Source organism: Dyella sp. SG609 (genome assembly GCF_012275375.1).
Classification (GTDB): Bacteria; Pseudomonadota; Gammaproteobacteria; order Xanthomonadales; family Rhodanobacteraceae; genus Dyella_D; species Dyella_D marensis.
On sequence record NZ_JAAZQJ010000001.1, the window covers coordinates 415,027 to 436,004 of the forward strand.

Consider the following 20,978-nt stretch of genomic DNA (forward strand, 5'->3'; position numbering starts at 1 on the left):
TGGGGCGTGAAAGCGGGGCATTTTAGCCAAATGGCGCCGTTTTACCCGTACTGGCACGTAGGTTCCGGCGGGTCCGGGACCCGGCCCGGCCTGCTCGTGCCCGCCGCACGTTTTCCACCGGTAGCCATAACCCATTAGAATCTCCAGGTTTAGCCCCCCGCTTTCCCATTCCTTCTTCCCATCCAACCAACCCGGACGGCCGTATGCCTCGCCAAAAACCGCTTTCGCTCTACCGCAACATCGGCATCATCGCCCACATCGACGCGGGCAAGACCACCACCACCGAACGCGTCCTGTACTACACGGGCAAGAAGCACCAGATCGTCGACGTGCACGACACCAAGGACGGCAAGGGCTCCACCACCACCGACTATCTGGAGCAGGAGCGCAAGCGCGGCATCACCATCCAGTCGGCCGCCGTGTCGACCGAGTGGAAGGGCCACCAGATCAACGTGATCGACACCCCCGGGCACGTGGACTTCACCATCGAAGTGAACCGCAGCCTGCGCGTGCTCGACGGCGCCGTGGTGGTGTTCGACGGCGTGGCCGGCGTGGAACCGCAGACCGAGACCAACTGGCGCCTGGCCGACCAGTACAACGTGCCGCGCATGTGCTACGTCAACAAGATGGACCGCATCGGCGCGAACTTTAAGCACGCCGTCGAAGGCATCAAGAACCGCCTGGGCGCCAACGCGCTGCTGTGCCAGGTGCCGCTCGGCAGCAACGACGAGTTCATCGGCATGGCCGACCTCGTCGCCGGCCTGGCTTACATCTGGCAGGGCGACGACAAGGACAGCACCTGGGAGAGCGTCCCGCTCGACCAGGTCGCCAGCCATCCGAAGTGCCAGTTCAGCGCCACCGGCGACCGCGAGTGGGTGGCCAACCTGGCCAAGCTGCACGAGGAAACCATCGAGCGCGCGCTGGAGATGGACGACGAGGCCTTCGACAAGCTGCTGCACGCGGGCGACGTGGAAACCTACGTCAAGAGCGGCGATTTCAGCCTGGAACTGCTGAAGAAGGCGATCCGCAAGGGCTGCGTCAGCGGCAAGCTGGTGCCGGTGTTCTGCGGCTCCTCCTACCGCAACAAGGGCGTGCAGCAGCTGCTGGACGCCGTGGTCGACTACATGCCCTACCCGGGCGAGAACGGCGGCATCGCGCTGGTCGACGAAGACGGCCACGTGGTCGGCGAGCAGGGCGTGGTGGACGACGCTCCGGCGCGCCTGCTGGCGTTCAAGGTGATCAACGACCAGTTCGGCAGCCTCACCTTCTGCCGCATCTACTCCGGCGTGATCAAGAAGGGCGACACCCTGCAGAACGTCACCCGCGGCAAGAAGGAGCGCATCGGCCGCATCGTGGAAGTGCAGGCCAATGCCACCAAGGACATCGAGGAAGTGCGCGCCGGCGACATCTGCGCCTTCGTCTCGCTGAAGGAAACCGAGACCGGCGACTCGCTCACCGATCCGGCCCATCCGGTGCTGCTGGAGCGCATGCGCTTCCCCGACCCGGTGATCAGCGTGGCGGTGGAGCCGAAGAACCGCAACGACATCGACAAGCTGTCCTCCGCCCTCTACAAGATGGTGAAGGCCGACCCGTCGCTGAAGCTCGAAGTGGACAAGGAAACCGGCGAGACCGTGCTCAAGGGCATGGGCGAGCTGCACCTTGAAATCACCATCGACCGCATGCGCACGGAGCTGGGCGTCGACGCCAGCATGGGCAAGCCGCGCGTGAGCTTCCGCGAAGCGTTCGGCAAGACCATCGAGCACACTTACACGCACAAGAAGCAGTCCGGCGGTTCGGGCCAGTTCGCCGAAGTGAAGATCATCTTCGAGCCGGGCGAACCCGGCAGCGGCGTGATCTTCTCCGACGAGATCGTCGGCGGCCGCGTGCCGCGCGAGTACATCCCGGCGGTGGAACATGCGGTGACGGTGGAGTCGCGCGAAGGCCAGGTGGCCGGCTACGAAGTGCTCGACTTCAAGGCGCGCCTGGTCGACGGCAAGTACCACGACGTGGACTCGTCCGCGCTGGCGTTCGAAATCGCCGGCAAGGCCTGCTTCCGCGAAGCGCACAAGATGTCCAACCCGAAGCTGCTCGAGCCGGTGATGAAGCTCGAAGTGGTGACCGAAGCCGACTACCTCGGCGACGTGATCGGCGACATCAACCGCCGCCGCGGTTCGATCAGCGACCAGGGCCAGCGTGGCACCAACGCCTTCGTGCAGGGCTTCGTGCCGCTGGCGGAGATGTTCGGCTACATCAACTTCCTGCGCTCGGCCACCAGCGGCCGCGGCACCTTCACCATGGAGTTCGACCACTATGAGGAAGTGCCGGCCAGCATGGTCGCGAAGCTGATGGAGAAGGAAGGCGCGAAGTAATTCTTTCGCCTTGCCCGATCGAGAAAGCCGCCGGGTTCGCCCGGCGGCTTTTTTTATGGCGCCGATTTTTGTCGCGCCCATAAAAATGGCCCCCTTGCGGGGGCCAGGCCATCCGTTGGGAAATAGCCTGTCGGGAGGGTTGAAAGGGGGGTCAAGACCGTCCCGACGGGTGACTAGATACCGGTCGCAACGTGAAGGCGCCGTCAGTGCGAACGAGCTCCGTATCACGGCTTTGAAAAGCGTGACGCAGCACCCGGATTCCCGCCTTCTCGGCGGATTTCACGCCTTGCCCATGGACCCGGATGCAAGCCGTCGCAGAGTCTCGCCCGTGCCCGGAGGTAGCACCTCGCGGTTACTTTCGAGGCACTCCCAGGCCCCCGCACAGGGGGCCTTCTTTTTGCGCCGCCCGCGGCATCGGCCATCCGTCAGGCAGGCAGACATTTCTGAAGGAAGTAACCTCCGGGTTTGTTCCTACGAAAACAGCGCATCGTCGGCTAGCCACGGGGCAGGTGTCATGGGATCGAACGGAAATGGGGAAGGGCGCCGCGTCCTGCGGCGCGTGGGTGGATGGTGGCGCTACGGCATGATCGCCGGCGTGCCGCTGGTGGTCGCCGCAGGCCTGGGCTACGCCGGCGGCTGGCTGACGCCAGGGCGGCTCACGGCGCAGAAACTGGTCGACCAGCTGCAGTCCAATGCCGGCGTGCATCCGGGCTATCGCCGCAACCACGCCAAGGGCGTGTGCGTGGCAGGCACGTTCACCGGCAATGGCGCCTTGCAGTCGTATTCGAAGGCGCAGGTGTTCGCGCCGGGCGTGGTGCCGGTGGTCGGGCGCTTCGCCATTCCCGGCGGCAACCCTTATGCGCCGGACAGCAGCGCGCCGATCCGCAGCATGGCGCTGCGCCTGACCCAGCCCAACGGGCAGCAATGGCGCACGGGCATGAACAGCATGCCGGTGTTTCCGGTGGCCACGCCGCAGGCCTTCTACGAACTGCTGCAGGCGCAGCAGCCGGATCCGGCGAGCGGCAAGCCGGACCAGGCCAAGGTCGGCGCGTTCTTCGGTGCGCATCCGGAAGCCGGCGCGTTCCTGGCCTGGGTCAAGACGGCGAAGCCTTCGCCCAGCTATGCGGTGGACAGCTACTGGAGCTTGAACGCGTTCGAGCTGGTCGACGCGCAGGGCGCGCATCACCCGGTGCGCTGGCGGATGGTGCCGGAGGCCAGGGCGGACGGCAGCGCGGGGCAGGGCGAGGATTATCTCGCGGCCGACCTCGTACAACGCCTGGCGGCCGGCCCCTTGCGCTGGCACCTGCTGGTGACGCTGGCCGATCCCGGCGATCCCACGTCCGACGCAACCAAGGCGTGGCCGGCAAGCCGCCGCGAAATCGATGCCGGCACGCTGGAGCTCACTTCCACCCAGCCGCAGGACAGCGGCCCCTGCCGCGACGTCAACTACGACCCGCTGGTGCTGCCCGACGGCATCCAGGCTTCGGACGATCCGCTGCTGCCCGCGCGTTCGGCGGCCTACGCCGCTTCGTACCTGCGCCGCACCAGCGAAGAGGCGCACCTGCCAGGTAGCGCGACCGCAAAGAAGGAGGCCCGCTGATGGCACGCCCGACCGATATGTTCGTGTGGCCCGCGCGGCTGCTGCATTGGCTGATGGCCGTCCTGATCATCGCGATGCTGTTCATCGGCGTGGGGATGGTGGCTTCGGTATCCGAGCGCCATGACTGGCTGGTGCGGCTGCACAAGCCGCTGGGCGTGGCGATCCTGGTGTTGGCGGTGGTGCGGCTGATCGTGAGATGGCGTAATCCGCCGCCGCCTCTGCCTGCCGATCTTCCCGTGCTGCAGAAGTGGGCGGCACTGGCTTCGCACTGGTTGCTGTACGCCTTGATGCTGACTCTGCCGCTGGTCGGCTGGGCGATGCTTTCGGCGGGCGGGTATCCGGTGATGCTCAGCGCTTCGCTGCGGCTGCCCTCGATCCTGCCGGCGAATGCGGTGGCGTTCGCGGTGCTGCGGCATCTGCATGCATGGCTGGCGGTGCTGCTGTTCGCCACCTTCCTCGCACATCTGGGCGCGGCGCTCTATCACGGACTGGTGCGCCGGGATGGCGTGCTGGGCAGCATGGTGGGGTGGCGGCCGCGCCGCTGATAGTCGGCATGCCGGCACGAGCGAGGTCATGCACCGGCCCCGCTCGGCCCCTGCGCGGTACTGCGTGCGCGTAAACGTTCTCGCCGCGTTTCACCCGGGGATCGGTGCTCGAACGTCACCTAAATGCAGACGTTGACTGCACGTTCGAGTATCCATTGCATAGCGCACCGCTCACCCGGCCATCACGATGGCTTGGTCACGATGCGTTGACACCACAGGGGTGACACCACAGGGAGAATCACCACGATGAAGCTGCGCTATCTCGCATGGGGCCTGCTTGCCGCGGGCGTGTCGTTGAGTTGCAGTTCGGTCGTGTGGGCGGCTGGCCCCACGCAGGGCATGGGTAGCGCCGCGCCCGGCACGGTGGACCGTTCGATCAGTCCGCGCTGGCACGTCTATACCTTCGTCAAGGACGGCATCGAGTACGTCCAGGTCAACGATGCCGCGGGGCGCGTGCGCGCCGGCGTCGCGGCGGCTGCGGGGGTGCATCTGGTGTTGCCGATGGGTGTCGATGCCGAGCGCGTTTCCACGCCGGAATCGCCCTTGGCCGTGGCTGCCATCCGTGGTGCGGAAACGGTCTACAAAGATGGGCTGGTGAGCTTGAGCGTCGGGCTGAACGATGCCGGCCAATATGTGTGGACGGTGGCCGATGCCACCCTGGCGGGTGGGCGCTACGCGCCGGCGGACGATCCGTCGAACTGCAAGCAGGATCCCAACAGCTGCCCGATCAACCGCCGCGTCACCATGCCGACCACGAATCTTTCGCCGGCGGACGGCGACATCTCCAACTGCAAGCAGGATCCGAACAGCTGCCCGATCAATCGCGCCAATCCGCAGCAGTCGATGCGCCTGTCGCCGCAGGACACGCCGGATTCCAACTGCAAGGAAGACCCGAACAGCTGCCCGATCAATCGAATCGGGGAACAGTGAGTTCCTGGCGCAGCGTCACCTGGACGCTGCGCCCATCCACCATCACGTCGCCGTTGAACAGCTGCGCCCGCAGGCGCAGCTCGCCGAGCCCCAGGCCCAGCGTGCCCAATCCCTTGGTGATCTTGTCCTGTGCCGGCGGGGCCATCGGCACGCCTTCGCTGCGCACGCTCAGGTGGATGGTGGTGCCGCTGTCGGTGGTGTGCGTGTCGGTGGTCAGCGCGATGCGGTCGCTCGGGCATTCCTTGAGCAGGTAGGTCACCGCTTCGCAGGCGAGGCGATACAGCAGCGACAGCGTATTGCGCGGCAGCCGGCTCCACTGGCCATGCACGTTGGCCTGGTAGGCAATGCCGAGCGAGTCGAGCACCTGCACCAGCGGACCTTCGCTCAAGGCATGCGGATGGCCCGCGCCCATCGGCGGCGACAGCGCATCGGCCATTTCCTTCAGGCGCGAGGTGGTCATGGTCAGGGTGCGCTTGTAGGTATCCACTTCGCCGCGGTTGGGCGAGTGATCGAGCTGGATCAGCAGATGGCGATGCGCACGCGCCAGCTCGCCGCTGACATAAGCCAGCTCGAACGAGCTGCGCTGCAGCTTCATCTCCGCCAGGTGCTGTTCCAGCCGGGCCTTGTCCAGCTGGTCGTCCACCGCGGCGAGCGCATGTTCCAGCCGCGTGGTCTGCATGCCGAGCACGGTGGAGATGGTGAGGAACAGCGCCATCATGGTCTGCGTCATCAAGGTGGCGATGTCGAACATCTCCGGCATCAGCGCAACGATGCCGAAGCTGGCGATGGCGCCGATCACCGCCGCGCCCTTCCAGCCCCAGGTGATGGCGAAGTACGCGGCCGGCACGAACAGCACCGCCTGGCCGACGAAGCGCAGCGCGGTGTCCTGGGTGCCCGACAGCGCCAGCACCTCGACTGACATCGCGATCACCGTGATCACCGAAGCCTGCAGCAGGCTGCGATTGGCCATCCATACGCCGCTCAGCGAACGCTGCTCGTGCCACTGCTGCGCACCGGCCAGCGCCAGCGGCACCACGGCGAGCATGCCGCTATAGGTGCCGAGGAAATAATCGGAGACCAGGTCGGTCAGCGGCTTGCGGCCGAAGCGCGCCGCCTCGGGCATCAGCGAAGCCACCATCAGGCCGTCGGCGACCAGCACCACGCTGGCGCCGAAGATGCACACCAGCACGCTGCCCAGGCGGATATCGGGAAACGCGGCGCCGGGCAGGCGGTCCTGGCACAGGGCGACCACCGCCATCAGCAGGGCGATCGGCGGCACGATGGAGGCGAGATAGAACGCCCAGCCGAACATGGCGACGCCGTCGTAAAGATCGTAGGCGAGCAACAGGGTTTCGCTGACCAGGAACGCCGGCCAGTAGCGCCGCGGCGTCAGCAGCAGGACCGCGAGTTTCAGTCCGCTGGCGGGCACGAAGTGGGCGAAGCCCACTTTGCGCAGCAGCATGTAGGCGATGCCGTAGATGATCGCGACCGCGAGCTGCCGCCCTAACCATCCAAGCCTGGATTCCATGTTTGCGCCAGCCGCTCCGCTCCCCGATTCGGTGGCAAATTAGGGTCACTGGCGTGAAATGTCCGAGAAGATTCCTGCGGTAACAACCGGCTGTTGCAAAGCTCATAAGGAATGACAAAACAGCGTGAAAACGTGCTTAGTCCAGGCTGTCGCCATGTCATGTGCCGCGTGACGCAAGCGTCGGGAAAATGGGCGATCGCATCACGCTTTTTTCTTGTCGTTACGCCTCCGGATGTCCATTGGCATGACCATCGGCGATCGCGGCGAAGCAAAAAGAACCGGCCTGCGCCTTGCCGTGCGCACGCCGGGTGACCGGCAAACCCGTCAATCGTGCAGGCCGTGCGCCTTCAGCACGTCGGCGATATCCATGCGCCAGATATTGCGCGAGCCGTTATTCGGACCGTTCAGCCGCTTCTGCAGCGAGCCGATGTCGTCGCGCTTCTTGGGGAACTGCACGTCGTCCTGCCGGTTGCTGGACACATACAGCTCGCCGAAACCCGGACCCAGTGTGGGCGCGTTCTCCAGGGCGGCGGTGTTGACGTCGCCGCCCAGGTGTTCCGGCTTGCCCCAGCGGCCATCGGCCTGGCGGAAGGCGATATAGATGTCGGCGCTGCCCAGCGAATCGCCTTCGTTGCCCGCATAGAGCAGGAAGCGTCCCTTGGGATCGATGCACGGATCCATGCGGTTGTGCTCGCTATCGCCCAGGTCCACCCGCTCCGGCGCCGAATAGCCCTGGCCGGCGGGATGGATCACGTACACCTGATAGAACTTGCCGGAATCCGGCCGGTGCGCGGAGAAATAGATGTCGCCATTGGCCGCCACCGTCGGGTTGTAAAGCATGGCCCCGTCGTTATGCGCGCCATCCACGTGCACCGGTTCGCCCCAGCGGCCATTCGACTGCCGCTCGACATACCACAGGTTGGTGCCGGCGAAATGCTGCCCGCCCATCTCCGCCGTCACCGGCGCCTCGCCGGCATGCGGCGGCCGGTTGGAGACGAAGTACACGCGCTTGCCGTCCGGGGCGAATGCCGGTTCGGAGTCGTGCCACTGGCCGGAGAACGGCGCCACTTCCGGCGCGGACCAGCTGTTGCCCTGGCGATGCGCGAGCAGGATGGTGTCGTCCTTCTCGGCGAAATCGGAGCGCAGGAACAGCAGGGTCTGGCCATCGGGCGACAGCGCGGCGGTGGTTTCCTGCAGGCCGGTGGAAATCACGCCGGGGCCGAGCAGATCGGCGGCGCCGACAGGTGGGGCGCAACCCAGCGCAAAGGCGGTCGCCCAGGCGAACGTATGCAACTTCATGTGTGCTTCCGTGGATGGCCGGGCCATGCCGGCCCGTGCGTACGGTGCGCGCAGGTGCGCAAGCGTGCCGTGCTTTTGTGACGAGCGGTTGCGGCAGCGTGGCGAGCGGTCCGGACGGACGCTCAGGCCATGCCCAGCGCCAGCCGCGCCTGCGCGCGGAAGCGGCGGCTGAGGTTCAGCCGCGTGCCGTCGCGCAGCACCACTTCGGCATTGCCCTGGAACAGCGGGTGGATCTCGCGGATGCGCTCCACATTGACCAGGGTGCCGCGATGGATGCGCAGGAAGCGCTGCGGATCCAGCGCCTCCAGCAGATGGCTCAGCGTTTCGCGGTGCAGATAGCGCGTGCCGGCGACATGGATATGCACGTAGTTGCCGTCGGCGCGGATCCAGTCGATATCGTCGGTGGCGATCACGCGGATGCTCTCGCCCACACGCACGCTGATGCGTTGCGCATGGGTGGGGAGCGACACGGGCATGCTGTTAATGACGCTTGGCGTTGCCGTCTGCAAGCCCGCCCACACGCGCCGTATGCGTGCCATCGCCTGGTCGAAGCGCGCCTGGTCGATCGGCTTCAACACGTAGTCCACCGCATCCGCGTCGAACGCACGCAGTGCGTGCTGCCCGTAGGCGGTGGCGAACACCACCATCGGCAAGGTCTCGGGCTTGAGCTTGTGCAGCAGCTTGAAGCCGTCCATGCCGGGCATGCGGATATCCAGGAACACCAGCGCCGGCTCCAGCGCGGCGATCGCCTGCAGCGCTTCATGGGCATTGCCGCATTCGCCCACGATCTGCACGTCCGCATGCGCGGCCAGCGCCTGGCGCAGCGCCAGGCGCGCCAGCACTTCGTCGTCCACCAGCAAGGTGCGGATCGGCTGCATGCTCATGCCACGTGCTCGGTGGCGTATTCGCGATAAGGAAAACGCAACTCCACCCGCGTGCCGCCTTCGTTCCTGCGCGCCAAGGCCACGCTGGCCGCGTCGCCGAACAGCACCTGCAGGCGCGTACGCGTATTGCCCAGCCCGAGGCCTTCGGCCATGCCATCGGGCAGGCCCAGGCCGTCGTCGTCCACGCGCAGGTACAGCTGCGCGCCTTCGCGGCGGCTGACGATGTGCAGGCGGCCGGGTTCGGGTTTGTCGAGCAGGCCGTGGCGCAGCGCGTTTTCCACCAGCGGCTGCAGGATCATGCTGGGCACCGCGGCGCGCACGGTGTCGGCGGCGACGTCCAGCTGGGTGCTCAGGCGGTCCTGGAAACGCACCTGCTGGATGTCGAGATAGCAGCGCAGCAGTTCCAGCTCGCGCGACAGCGGCACTTCCAGCGCGTGGCGTTCTTCCAGGGTCAGGCGCAGCAGGTCGCTGAGCCGGGAGATCATCAGGCGCGCCTGGTGCGGATCGGCCAGGGCCAATGCCGAGATGGCATTGAGCGTGTTGAACAGGAAGTGCGGCTGCAGCTGCACGCGCAGGGTGCGCAACTGCGCCTGCGCCAATTGGGATTCCAGCTGCGCGCTGCGCAGGCGTTCGTCGCGCAGGCGACGGCGCGAATCCAGCCCGCGCAGCACCGCCAGGATCACCCAGTACATCAGCAGGGCGAAGTGGTAGCTGAAAGCGAACTGCATGCGCACGAAGCCGGCGTACGTGCCGACCGGCGCATGGCCCGGACCGGCGACGTTCCAGAAGATCGCCAGATGCGCCAGCAGCTGCGCCAGCGCCACGGCGAGGCTGGCCGGCACGTGCACCGCCGCGTAGCGGCGCCAGTCGCCGTCCGCCGCCTGCCGTCCGAGCCAGGCGACCAGCGGCACCAGCAGCATCCACAGATAGAAGTCGCTGAAGTTCCAGGTGGCCACGCGCGGCCAGTTCGGCACTTCGCCTTCGCTGATCTGCGACAGGCCGCCGCTCAGCGTGTACGAGGCCGCCAGCAGGGTCCAGAAACCCAGCGGCATGGCGAGGCGGGCCCAGCGTGGCGTGGTGCTTGCTGCGGACACGAGGTTCTCATCGGCAACCGGGAATGGGCATCCAGTGTGGGACGGATGCCGATGCCCGGGTAGTGCCGCAGGTCTCAGGGGTTGCGGGCGCGGGCGACGTCGGCCACCGCGCTGTGTCTGGCCAGCCAGCCGCGCAGGTCGAACGCATGCACCCGGCGGTCCGGCGCGTTGAAGTACAGCGTGGCGTGATCGGACGACAGCCGCGCCTCGATGCCGGTCAGGCCCAGCGGTTGCGGCGTGCTCCAGCCTTCGCCGCGCGCGAAGGCGATGAACAGCTCGCTGCCCGCCGGCCCCGCCGGTGCGCGCTTGGAACTGAAGACGATGAAGGACTGGTCGGGCGCCACCGCCGGATCGAAATCGCCGGTCACGCCGTCGCTGAAGGGCAGGGGCTGCGGCGCCTGGTACTGGCCATGCACGTTGCGGCTGCGGAACAGGCGGAACGCACCCTTGCCATTGGCATCCGGATCCGTGCGCATGAAATAAAGCGTGCCGTCCGCGGCCAGCGCGGGCGCAAACACGGAGGAGTTGGTGTTGAGCAGCGCAGCGATGCGCTGCGGCGTACCCCAGCCGTCCTTGCCGCGCGCCACCTGCCACAGGTTGCCGCCGCGCCCCGGAAAACGCTGGCCGTCGAACACGCCGTCCAGTGCCGCGCCGCCGTCGTGCTCGGGGCGGTTGGAGATAAAGACCAGCGAGGCACCGTCCGGCGCCATCGCCGGCTCGATGTCCTGCCATTGCGTGGAGAACGGCAGCGGCTGCGGCACGGACCAGCGGCCGCCATCGCGCGAGGAGAAGAACAGCCGGTAGGTCTTGTCCACCTGGCGCGTGAACACCACCGAACGATCACCGGGCCCGAACGCCGGCGAGGCGTCCTGGGCGCGGTCCCACGGCCCGGCCACCGGCGCGCCGTCGCGCGCATGCGCATCCAGCCAGGGCGCCAGCGACACCTGCCACAGGTTGTCGCCGTCCTTGTTCCAGTCGGCCTGCTCGCCGGGCACGCGGCGGTCGCTGACGAAGTAGAGGGTGCGGCCGTCCGCGCCCAGTTGCGCACCCATGGCGTGCGTGCCGCCGTTGACGGCGTCGCCAAGGTCCTGCGGCGTGCTCCAACCCTGCGGCGTGGCGAAGGCGATGGCCAGGCGGTACGGCTGCGTCTTCGCACTCTTGATGCTGGCCACCATGAAGGAGCCGTCGTGCGCGATGGCCGGGTCGCGCACGGTCAGGTCGTCCGCGCCGAATGCCACCGGCTCCGCCGCCTGGTAGCGGCCGTCCTTATGCACGGAACGCAGCAGGCGCAGCTGGCCGTCCGCGCCGCAGCCGATGTAATAGAGCGTGCCGTCAGGACCGACGTCGGGTGCGAATACCGAGTGGCAGGTGTTCACCGTATCGGGCAAGCGCTCCGGCGCACCCCAGCCTTGGCCTTGCCGCGCCACGCGCCACAAGTTCATGCCGCGGCCGGGGTAGCTCTTGCCGCCCATCACCGTATCGAGCACTGCCCCCTTGCCGTCGGCCGGACGGTTGGAGGCGAACACCAGGAAGGATCCGTCCGGCGACATGGCCGGATCCGCATCGCGCCACCGGCCGGAGAACGGCGCCGTTCGCGGTTCCGACCAGCCCTGCCCGGTGCGTTGCGAGACCAGGATGGCGTAGTGCTCGTGGTCGCTGCTGCCGCGCGAGAAGTAGACCGTATTGCCATCGGGCAGGAACGCAGCCGGGCCTTCGTCGCCGGCGCCGGAGATCACGCCGGGCGCGAACAGCGCCGCTGCCGTGGGGTTGTCGGTCGCGGCGGCGGTGCCGCCGAAGGTGAGCAGGAAAGCCAGGGGGAGCAGGCGGCGCATCGGTCGTGCCTCGTCATGGGAACCACGGCGAGGCTAGATGCGCACCGGGCGGCGGTCGCGCCTCCGGTGACGAGCGGTGCCGCGAGCGTGACCAGCGGTCGACCGGTCAGGTGGACACGGCCTTGCCCACCCTGCGGCCCGCGCCCAGCCGCCACTTCAGATTGACCCCGAGCGTCCCCGCCACGATCAGGGCCAGCCCCGCCAGTTGCACCGGCGCCAGCCGATGCCCGTAGATCAGGTAATCCAGCAGCAAGGTCACCAGCGGATACACGAACGCCACCACCGCGATGGTCACCACCGGCAGGCGCGGATACGAGGAATAGAACAGCATGTAGACGATGCCGCTGTGGATCACGCCCAGCCCGCACAGCCACCACCAGTGCGTGCCGACGTGGAACACGCCGGGGCTGGAAAATCCCGCCAGCATCAGCACGCCCACCCAGCATTGGATCATCACCAGCGCAAACGGCCGCTCGCGTCCGATCGTGCGCGACATCAGCAAGGAAGCACCGCAGAGCAGCGCGCCCAGCAGGGTCAGGCCGATGCCGATCAGGTACGAGGTGTCGGCGTCGCGCCACAGCTTGAGGGGATCGGCCGAACAGGCCACGCCGATAAAGCCCAGCAGGGTCCAGCCCAGGTCCGCCGGATGCGTGCGCTCGCCCTGCAGCAGCGCGGCGAGGATCAGCATCACGAACGGGAAGAAGTGATAGACCAGGGTGGCCACGCCGATCGACGAACGCGCCATGCCGGCGAACAGCGCCACCCAGTTGAGCACCAGCAGGATGCCGCTGAACACGGCGCCGCGCAGCAGGGCGCGATCCTGCCACAGCCCGCGCAGATAGCCGCGGGCCAGGCCGAGCACCAGCAGGAACAGGCCGCCGAACAGGCAGCGGTAGAACACGGCGGTGACGGCGTCCTGGCCGCTCTCGTGCACGAACACGCCGACCGAGCCGATCAGCAGTTCGGCGAACAGCAGCTGGAGCAGGGCCGCGCGCGAATCGCCGCGGCCGGGCAGGGAGGTCATGGCGTTTTCTCTGTGGGCGACGAGGCCAGCGTAGGCCGCTTGCCTCAACCGATACAGATTCAGATAGGATGAAATTAGACCGATACAGTTGGGAGGGCGCCATGCTGCTCTACGAACGCCTGGCCGGCGAACTGCGCGGCCAGATCGCCCGCGGCGCCCTGCGCGCGGGCGAGCGCCTGCCGTCGATCCGCCAGCTGGCGCAAGGCCATGGCTTGAGTGCGGCCACCGCGGTACAGGCCTGCCTGCAACTGGAACGGGAGGGCCTGGTGCTGGCGCGTCCGCGTTCGGGCTATTACGTGCGGGCCGCCGCGCCGCCGCCGCCCGATGCCAGGCCGATGCGCCGGCGCGCGCCGGGCACGGTGAACAACCCTGCGTTGCAGGAGGTGCTCGACATGCTGGCGCGCGGCGACGTGCTGCCGCTGCACAGCGCCACGCCCTCGCTCGCGCTGTTGCCGCAGGCGGCGCTCACGGCGGCATTGAGCCGCAGCCTGCGCCACCATCCCGCCGTAGCGCTCGACTACGCGCCGCCGCAAGGCCTGCCCGCGCTGCGCCGGCAGATCGCCCGCCGGTATGCGCAATTGGGCGCCGCGGTGTCGCCGGACGAGATCGTGATCACCGCCGGCGCGATGGAAGGCATCAGCCTTGCGCTGCGCACGCTCACTGCGCCGGGCGACGTGGTGCTGGTGGAGACGCCGACGTATCACGGCATTCTGCAGGCCGTAGCGGCGTTGCGCTTGAAGGTGCTGGAGGTACCGAACCTGCCCGGGCAGGGCATCGATGCGGTGCGGCTCGATCAACTGCTGCAGCAGAACCGCGTGCGCGCGGCGGTGCTGGTGCCGAACTTCAACAATCCGCTGGGCAGCGTCACCAGCGACGCGGCGAAGCAGGCGCTGCTGGCCAGTTGCGCGCGGCATGGCACGGTGGTGATCGAGGACGACGTTTACGGCGATCTCGCTTGGTCCGGCGAACGTCCCTCGCCGCTGCGCCGCTGGGATACGCGCGGCAACGTGATCAGTTGCGGTTCGTTTTCCAAATCGCTGTCGCCGGGCCTGCGCCTGGGCTGGATGGCGGCCGGCGCATGGACGGATGCGCTGGTGCGCGCCAAGTATTTCTCCACCGTCGGCGCGGCCAGCCTGCCGCAGCTGGCGATGGCCGATTACCTGCAGAAGCACGATCTGGAACGCCATCTGCGGCGCCTGCGCCGCGCGCTGGCGGACAACGCGCAACGCCTGCACGAGGCGATCGCGCGGCACTGGCCGGCGGGCACGCGCGCCTGCGAGCCGCGGGGCGGCCTGTCGCTGTGGCTGCAATTGCCGCCGGGCGGCGATGGCGAGGCTCTGTTCGAGGCGGCGCTGGGGCAGGGCATCGGCACTTCGCCGGGCGTGCTGTTTTCCAGCCGCGGGGATTACCGCGATTGCCTGCGCCTGAGCTGCGGGATGCCGTGGGATGCGCGGCTGGAGCAGGCGCTGAAAAAACTCGGCCAGCTGGCGGCGCGCCAGCTGGCCTGAGCGGACGGGGGCTTATTCCTCGTCTTCTTCTTCCTCTTCGTCTTCCTCGTCTTCCTCGAAGGCTTCGAGCTCTTCGACGCGCACGAAGTTCGGCGCTTCGTCGGCGAAGGCGACGGCACGGCCGTCGGCGCACATCGGGCGCACGCTGCGGCGGCGGGTGCCGCCGGTTTCGGATTCGACCAGGGCGAAGCAGACGATGGCCTGGGCGCTTTCTTCGCCGGCTTCGTCGTAGACGGCGACCCAGCCGGTGGCGGGCATGATCTGGAGGATGTTGTCGAGGTTCGACATGGGGATTCCCGGTTGGCGAAAGCCGCCTAGAGTGCCGGGTGGGTATGACGCCTGCAAGCGTTGCTTCGCAAGCTTGCCAGGCCCAGGTGCGCGGGCATCGCACGCCGCGGGCCATGTTCCTGGCCTGGCTGGGTTCTGCCCATTCCACTGCTTGCGCTCCACCTGTGGCCATCCTCGTGGGTGGCCTCATACCCGAAACCCTTCGTGGCGCCGCCCCGTGTTCCTATGCTGTCGCCGCCGCGCCGGCCACGGCACGGCTTGCGTATCGCTGGACGCCGGCCTTCTCGTGCTCGCTCGTGCGAAACAGGCCATTCGCTTGGGCTGGGGTCAACATCCGCTTGCCCATCGTGTCGTGGCGGCCTTCATCGAGCGCTTCCGCCGCGATGGCGCCCAGGTGTGCCAGCGTGGCCTGCATCGGTCCGCACCCCAGGCTGATGCGCCGCACGCCCAGCTGTTCCAGCGCCTGCGAGCCCGGTGCGCCCGGATAGCCGGCATAGACGTTGAGCGGCACCGGCAGCCATTGCGCGAGCGTTGCGATGTCCGCGGCCTCGGCCAGGCCGGGAACGAAGATGCCATCGGCGCCGGCATCGACATAGGCCAGCGCGCGCTTTCGGGTTTCCTCCAGGCGTGCTTCGGCCGGCAGATCGCTCAGATACGTATCGATGCGCGCATTGATGAAGAAAGGCAGGTCACGATGCCGCGCAATCCTCCGCACGCAGGCAATGCGCTCGCTGAGCACGCCGGGATGCGCCAGCGTCCGCGAGCCCGGGTCGGTGCCGTCTTCGATATTGATGCCCACCACGCCCAGCTGGATCAGCGCCTCGGCCAGGTTGCCGGTGTCCTGGGCATCGAGCGCATAGCCACGTTCGATATCGACGCTGACCGGCGCGCCGACCACCCGGCAAACGCGCCGGCAGGCCGCCAGCAGCTCCTGTATGGGCATCTGCTCGCCGTCGGGATAGCCCAGCGCCCAGGCCATGCCGGCGCTGGTGGTGGCGATCGCCTTGGCGCCCGCGTTTTCGATCACCCTGGCACTGGCGGCATCCCAGGCGTTGGGCAGCATCAATGGCCCTGGGCCGGCATGCAGTTGATGGAAAAGCTCGGCACGCTCTCTCTGTTTGCGGTTCATGCTGCTGGCCTGTGGTTGCACCCGACGCCGGGCAGGTAAAGCAGACCATGGGGCGGCCCGGCCCGCTGTCAGAATCTTTAGCGACCGCCTCGAGTGACTCCGATGGCGCTTGCATAAGCTCTGCCGACGAACCCGGAACAGGGCATACAATCATTCGATGGACTATCAGCTCGTCATCAAGTTCTGGCGCAAATCCCTGGCCGACGAAGCCTTTCTCGCGGCCATCGAGGGCAAGTTGAAGGAGGCCTTGGGCGATGCGGTCGAACTGGAGGGCTACGACGTCAGCCCGAAGGAGATCAATCTTTTCATGCTCACCGCTGACCCGCGGCATGCCTTCCGGCGCGCCAAGGATGTGCTCGATGGATTGGGCGTTCTGAACGGCGTTTCGGCCGCCCACCGCCTGGTCGGCGGCACTCGCTTTACGTCTATCTGGCCGCTGCGCGCCACGCGCAAGTTCAGGCTGCCGTAGCGCCAGTGAAAGCCTGGCAGTGCGTTGCCGAAAAATTCCACGTCCCCAACACTCCCCGTTGACCATCCGGGTGCCACGTTGCGGCCATGGTGCAACCCCATCGCCAGGCCCTGCTGATCGTCGACGTCTTCAACGACTTCCGTTTCGAAGGCGGTACCGGACTGGCAGAGCAGTTCCGCCCGGCGATCCCGCAGCTTGCGCTGTTGCGCGAGCATTTCCGTGGCCGGGGCGTGCCGGTCGTCTACGTCAATGACAACTTCGACCGCTGGCATGAGGACCTGCACGGCGTGGTCGCTTACACGCGCGAAGCCGGCCCTGCCGTATCGCGTGAAGCAGCCGATGCGCTGATGCCGGGGCGCGAGGACGTGCGTCTGCTGAAGTCGCGCCATTCGGCGTTCTACCGCACGCAGCTGCCCGCGCTGCTGGAACACTTGCAGGTCGGGGAGCTGGTGCTGGCGGGCATGGCCGGCGATGCCTGCGTGTTCACCACCGCGCTGGATGCGCACGTGCATGGCTACAAGGTGCAGGTGGTGCGCGATGCCATCGCCAGCCAGACGCAGGCGCGCAACCGGCGCGTGCTGGAGCATTTGCGCGAGACGCTGGGCATGGCCACGCCCGGCGTGGAAGAGCTGGTCAGCCGAATCCCCCGGGAAGGCCGGTGCTGAGGTGGGCGCCGTCGGCGGCGATGCGCACGCGATGGTGCTCGACGCAGGCCTGGCGTTCCCGGGCCAGGCGGTAGCTTTCGCGCAGTTTCCCGTAGCTCAGCAGGTGCATGGCGGTGGCGCAGGTGATGCGCGCCACGTCCAGCAGCGGGCGGAAATGGCTGTGGCGGAACTGCGCGCCATAGCGCGAGGGGATGGGGATGGAAACGACGTCGACGCCGCTTTCGCGGCAGGCGCGGATCAGCAGCGAGGCCTCGTAGGCGAAGCCGTTCGTGGTGGCGGTATCGGCCAGCTCGAGTACGGACGGCGGATACCAGCGCTGGCCGCTCTGCGTGTCGGCGATGCCGCGGGCGCAGGCCCAGGAGATGCCCCAGTCGGCGACGCGGTTGGCGATGTGGCGGGCGCGGGGTTGGCGTTCGGTATCCAGCAGGCGCGCGCCGATCACCACGCTGCCGGGGTGGCGCTTGGCGGCGGCCAGCATATAGGGCACGTCGTCGGCCTGATGCTGGCCGTCGCCGTCCATGGTCAGCACCGCTTCGAAACCGCTCTGCCGCGCGGCGCGCAGGCCGGTGCGCAGCGCCTCGCCCTTGCCGTGCCGGCCCTGGTGGCGCAGCAGGGTCACGCCGGCATGGCGCGCGACGATCTTCGCCGTGGCGTCGGTGGAACCGTCGTCCACCACGCAGATCGGCACGCCCAGCCGTTGCGCACTGGCCAGCACGCCGCCGATGGCGCGTTCCTCGTTGTGGCAGGGGATCACGATGCACCAGCGCGGAAGGGACGACGGCATGACGCGCTCCTGGGCGGCCTGAGGGCAAGCCAGTGTCGGCATCCTTGCCGTGGCGGAGCGTGAAAAACGTATGCCTTTGCCCGTTAACGCGCTAACGCGTGTGCGGATCCGTCCGGTTCAATCCGCTCGCGAAGGGCCGCCGTATTGCAGCGTGTCGGAGATATCCGCCGCCGCCTGGCGCAGATGCTCCAGCGTCAGCTTCTCGCTGATCGCCGAAGCGCGCCGCTCGATGAACGGCACCGTCAGCGCGCACACCGCGCTGCCGTGCTGCATCACCGGCGCCGACAGGTCGGTCACGCCGTCGACGATATGGCTGGGTGCGGTGGCGTAGCCGCGCGAATGCACCAGCGCGGCGTGCTTTAGCAGTTTCTTGCGGTCGAGCTCGGGTTCGTGCGCGGCGATCATGTCCAGCCACAGCTTCTGCACTTCGTCGGTCTGGAACGCCAGCAGCACGTGGCCGGAGGTGGCCTGCGACATCGGGCGGCGGTGGCCGACGCGCACTACCAGGCCGATCTCGCCGGGCGGGTCGATGCGCGCGATCACCACGATCTGCTCGCGCGAGGGCACCACCAGGTGGCAGGACTGGTCGACCGAGTGGGCCAGGCGATGCATGACAGGCAAGGCCGCTTCGACCGCGGTCTTCAGCGGCGGCTGCTCCATCCCCAGGCGGAACAGGCGCGGCGTGATCGAGTAACCGGAGTCGCCCTCGCCGCGCATGATGTAGTCGCGCTCCTCCAGCACCTGCAGCATGCGGAAGATCTCGCCGCGGGACCGGCCTACGCCCTCGGAGACCTCGGCGATGCTCAGCGGCACCGGCGAGCCGGCGAGCAGCTCCAGGATGTCCAGGCCTTTGTCCAGCGCGGGCGCGCGGTACTTGGGTGTGCTCTGCTTGGGCATGATGCTGGGGGTCCCCTCGATGATCCCTTCGATGACCGGCAAGATTGCCTCAGCGCGTCCTGTAGCGCCACGCAGCGGCCCCTTGCTGCGTTGCATCTTGTGTTACGGGTGAATTTGCTGTTCATATTTGCACAATCTGTCGCGACTTGTCCCTCCAGGGACGCCAGCCAGCGGGGTAGGCAGTTTGGACACGACAACGCAAACGCCGCAGCTGGCGGCGCCCTCGGCGCGGGTAGCCGGCCATCCGTGGATTCCCCTGGCGCTGATCGTCAGCCTGTTCTTCCTGTGGGGCGTGGCCAACAACCTCAACGACGTGCTGATCCCGCAGTTCAAGAAGGCGTTCGTGCTGAACGACTTCCAGGCGGGCCTGGTACAGAGCGCGTTCTACCTGGGCTACTTCCTGGTGGCGATGCCGGCCGGCATCTATATGCGCCGCTTCGGCTACAAGAGCGCGGTGGTGTTCGGGCTGGCGCTGTACGGGCTGGGCGCCTTGCTGTTCTGGCCGGCGGCGGAGCAGGGCACGTACGGTTTCTTTCTGTTCGCGCTGTTCGTGATCGCCAGCGGGCTGGCTTTCCTGGAGACCTCCGCCAATCCGTTCGTGACTTTGCTGGGCCCGCGCGAAACCGCGGCGCGCCGCCTGAACCTGGCGCAGGCCTTCAATCCCCTGGGTTCGATCACCGGCATCCTGATCGGCCAGCACTTCATCTTTTCCGGTGTCGAACACACGCCCGAACAACTCGCCGCCTTGAGCGCCGCCGAGCGCGCTGCTTTCGTCGCGCACGAGACCGCGGCGGTGCAGCTGCCGTACCTGGCCATCGGCCTGGTGGTGCTGGCCTGGGGGCTGCTGATCGTGCTCACGCGCTTTCCCGCCGTGCATGCGGTGGGAGAGGGCGGCGCGGCGCAAGGCCAAGGCGTGCTGGCGCGCCTGCTGGGCGACCGCCGCTTCCTCGCCACGCTGGCCGCGCAGTTCTTCTACGTGGGCGCGCAGGTGGGCGTGTGGAGCTACCTGATCCGCTACGTGCAGGCAACCGTGCCCGGCACGCCGGCCAAGCTCGCCGCCAACTATATGCTCGTGTCCCTCGCCTGCTTCATGGCCGGGCGCTTCGCCGGCGGCGCGCTGATGCGCTATGTCGCGCCGCGCCGGTTGCTCGCGCTGTTCGCCGCGGTGAACGTGGTGCTCACCGTGTTCGCGGTGGCGGTGCCCGGAGCGCTGGGCGCCTGCGCGCTGGTGGCGTGCAGCTTCTTCATGTCGGTGATGTATCCCACCATCTTCGCGCTGGGCGTGGAAGGCCGCGGCGACGACGAGCGCAAGCTCGGTTCGGCCCTGCTGGTGATGACCATCATCGGCGGCGCGGTGCTGACGGCGGTGATGGGCGCGGTGTCGGATGCCGCGGACATCGCGCGCGCCATGCTGGTGCCGGCGGTGAGCTTCGTGGTGATCCTGCTGTTCGCGCGCATGCGCGGCGCGGCGGAGCGCTGACATGCCGCGCATGTACTTCGCGCTGGATCTTCGCGACGACCCGGCGCTGATCGCCGAATACGAACGCTGGCACCGGCCGGAGCAGATCTGGCCGGAGATCGTCGCCTCGATCCGCGATGCAGGCGTGCGCGACCTGGAGATCTTCCGCACCGGCAACCGCCTGGTGCTGGTGATGGACGTGGCCGAGGATTTCGACGGCGCCGCAAAGGCCGCCGCCGATGCCGCCAACCCGCGCGTGCAGGCGTGGGAGGCCTTGATGGACAGCTTCCAGCAACGCCTGCCGTGGGCGCAGCCTGGACAGAAATGGGTGCCGATGGCGCCGATCTTCTCCTTGCGCGATTGCCCCTGAGCCATCGTTTCCGGCGTGCGCATGGCGCCCGGATGATATGCATCGCGCATGTTTCGCAACCGGCTTCCGATCATCGCGATCGGCGACCGCGACGGCATCGCGCGACATTCTGTTTGGACGTCCAAATATTTTTAGATTGCGCAATCTTTCAAGTCTTCGGCGCATCAATGTCACGGCTCGCGTGACGGAAAAGATCAGCGACAAAGCGTTACCGGAAAATAGAGTGACGCAGCTCGCAACTCCGCGCGGCACTACTTTTCGTTGCTCAAAACCTGCGTAGTCTCACGGAAGCATTCTTGGATGG

At 67.5% G+C, this 20,978-nt stretch carries 19 protein-coding genes; 9 read left to right on the forward strand and 10 right to left on the reverse strand.

Annotation, left to right across the window (positions count from 1 at the left end; translation table 11 throughout):
* Window positions 1-203 precede the first annotated feature (203 nt).
* The 4 genes from fusA (at window position 204) to FHW85_RS01905 (ending at window position 5,444) form a co-directional block, all read left to right on the forward strand.
* On the forward strand, window positions 204-2,369 hold the full coding sequence (gene fusA / locus FHW85_RS01890; RefSeq protein ID WP_167254649.1) for an elongation factor G: 2,166 nt from the start codon (window positions 204-206) through the stop codon (window positions 2,367-2,369).
* A 514-nt stretch (window positions 2,370-2,883) separates the two neighbouring features.
* Window positions 2,884-3,969: a catalase family peroxidase gene (locus FHW85_RS01895; protein ID WP_168647126.1), complete on the forward strand. Its 1,086-nt coding sequence runs from the start codon at window positions 2,884-2,886 to the stop codon at window positions 3,967-3,969.
* Window positions 3,969-4,514, forward strand: a complete 546-nt coding sequence (locus FHW85_RS01900; protein ID WP_168647127.1) for a cytochrome b/b6 domain-containing protein — start codon at window positions 3,969-3,971, stop codon at window positions 4,512-4,514. The genes FHW85_RS01895 and FHW85_RS01900 overlap by 1 nt, the downstream gene beginning before the upstream one ends.
* A 246-nt stretch (window positions 4,515-4,760) precedes the next feature.
* The gene (locus FHW85_RS01905; protein WP_168647128.1) at window positions 4,761-5,444 is read left to right on the forward strand and encodes a hypothetical protein; all 684 of its coding nucleotides are present in this window, start codon (window positions 4,761-4,763) and stop codon (window positions 5,442-5,444) included.
* Here FHW85_RS01905 and FHW85_RS01910 read toward each other — a convergent pair.
* The 6 genes from FHW85_RS01910 to FHW85_RS01935 form a co-directional block, all read right to left on the reverse strand.
* A complete protein-coding gene (locus tag FHW85_RS01910; protein ID WP_167254657.1) occupies window positions 5,422-6,972 on the reverse strand; it encodes an MASE1 domain-containing protein in 1,551 nt (516 codons plus the stop codon). The two genes, FHW85_RS01905 and FHW85_RS01910, sit on opposite strands and share 23 nt — an antisense overlap.
* 324 nt (window positions 6,973-7,296) lie before the next feature.
* On the reverse strand, window positions 7,297-8,271 hold the full coding sequence (locus FHW85_RS01915) for a PD40 domain-containing protein (protein WP_168647129.1): 975 nt from the start codon (window positions 8,269-8,271) through the stop codon (window positions 7,297-7,299).
* A gap of 122 nt (window positions 8,272-8,393) precedes the next feature.
* The gene (locus tag FHW85_RS01920; RefSeq protein ID WP_168647130.1) at window positions 8,394-9,155 is read right to left on the reverse strand and encodes a LytTR family transcriptional regulator DNA-binding domain-containing protein; all 762 of its coding nucleotides are present in this window, start codon (window positions 9,153-9,155) and stop codon (window positions 8,394-8,396) included.
* Entirely contained in the window at window positions 9,152-10,249 is a 1,098-nt protein-coding gene (locus tag FHW85_RS01925) for a histidine kinase (protein ID WP_343203657.1), read from the reverse strand. Before FHW85_RS01925 ends, FHW85_RS01920 begins: the two co-directional genes overlap by 4 nt.
* A 74-nt stretch (window positions 10,250-10,323) precedes the next feature.
* Window positions 10,324-12,081 carry a PD40 domain-containing protein gene (locus tag FHW85_RS01930; protein ID WP_168647131.1) on the reverse strand — a complete coding sequence of 586 codons (1,758 nt, stop codon included), beginning with the start codon at window positions 12,079-12,081 and terminating at the stop codon, window positions 10,324-10,326.
* A 106-nt stretch (window positions 12,082-12,187) separates the two neighbouring features.
* Complete coding sequence (locus tag FHW85_RS01935) at window positions 12,188-13,105, reverse strand: DMT family transporter (RefSeq protein WP_167254665.1); 918 nt, start codon at window positions 13,103-13,105, stop codon at window positions 12,188-12,190.
* 101 nt (window positions 13,106-13,206) lie between these two features.
* On the opposite strand from FHW85_RS01935, the gene FHW85_RS01940 reads away from it, so the two are divergent.
* Window positions 13,207-14,613: a PLP-dependent aminotransferase family protein gene (locus tag FHW85_RS01940; protein WP_168647132.1), complete on the forward strand. Its 1,407-nt coding sequence runs from the start codon at window positions 13,207-13,209 to the stop codon at window positions 14,611-14,613.
* 12 nt (window positions 14,614-14,625) lie between these two features.
* Here FHW85_RS01940 and FHW85_RS01945 read toward each other — a convergent pair whose 3' ends face one another.
* Window positions 14,626-14,901, reverse strand: coding sequence for a hypothetical protein (locus tag FHW85_RS01945; RefSeq protein WP_167254669.1), 276 nt, complete (start codon window positions 14,899-14,901; stop codon window positions 14,626-14,628).
* A gap of 223 nt (window positions 14,902-15,124) precedes the next feature.
* Entirely contained in the window at window positions 15,125-16,051 is a 927-nt protein-coding gene (locus FHW85_RS01950) for an isocitrate lyase/phosphoenolpyruvate mutase family protein (RefSeq protein ID WP_343203658.1), read from the reverse strand.
* A gap of 136 nt (window positions 16,052-16,187) precedes the next feature.
* On the opposite strand from FHW85_RS01950, the gene FHW85_RS01955 reads away from it, so the two are divergent.
* Window positions 16,188-16,499: a hypothetical protein gene (locus tag FHW85_RS01955; RefSeq protein WP_167254673.1), complete on the forward strand. Its 312-nt coding sequence runs from the start codon at window positions 16,188-16,190 to the stop codon at window positions 16,497-16,499.
* Window positions 16,500-16,585: 86 nt separating this feature from the next.
* Window positions 16,586-17,164 (forward strand): isochorismatase family cysteine hydrolase, encoded by a 579-nt coding sequence (locus tag FHW85_RS01960; RefSeq protein WP_167254675.1) that lies wholly within the window; start codon window positions 16,586-16,588, stop codon window positions 17,162-17,164.
* On the opposite strand, the gene FHW85_RS01965 is transcribed toward FHW85_RS01960, so the two are convergent.
* Together FHW85_RS01965 and FHW85_RS01970 are read right to left on the reverse strand one after the other, a co-directional pair.
* The gene (locus FHW85_RS01965) at window positions 17,133-17,948 is read right to left on the reverse strand and encodes a glycosyltransferase family 2 protein (protein WP_167254677.1); all 816 of its coding nucleotides are present in this window, start codon (window positions 17,946-17,948) and stop codon (window positions 17,133-17,135) included. The genes FHW85_RS01960 and FHW85_RS01965 overlap by 32 nt on opposite strands.
* Window positions 17,949-18,065: 117 nt before the next feature.
* Window positions 18,066-18,845 (reverse strand): IclR family transcriptional regulator, encoded by a 780-nt coding sequence (locus FHW85_RS01970; protein WP_167254679.1) that lies wholly within the window; start codon window positions 18,843-18,845, stop codon window positions 18,066-18,068.
* Window positions 18,846-19,056: 211 nt separating this feature from the next.
* Here FHW85_RS01970 and fucP point away from each other — a divergent pair, with 211 nt between their 5' ends.
* Window positions 19,057-20,325, forward strand: a complete 1,269-nt coding sequence (gene fucP / locus FHW85_RS01975) for an L-fucose:H+ symporter permease (RefSeq protein ID WP_167254769.1) — start codon at window positions 19,057-19,059, stop codon at window positions 20,323-20,325.
* Window position 20,326: 1 nt separating this feature from the next.
* Window positions 20,327-20,674 carry an L-rhamnose mutarotase gene (locus FHW85_RS01980; protein WP_167254681.1) on the forward strand — a complete coding sequence of 116 codons (348 nt, stop codon included), beginning with the start codon at window positions 20,327-20,329 and terminating at the stop codon, window positions 20,672-20,674.
* Window positions 20,675-20,978 lie beyond the last annotated feature (304 nt).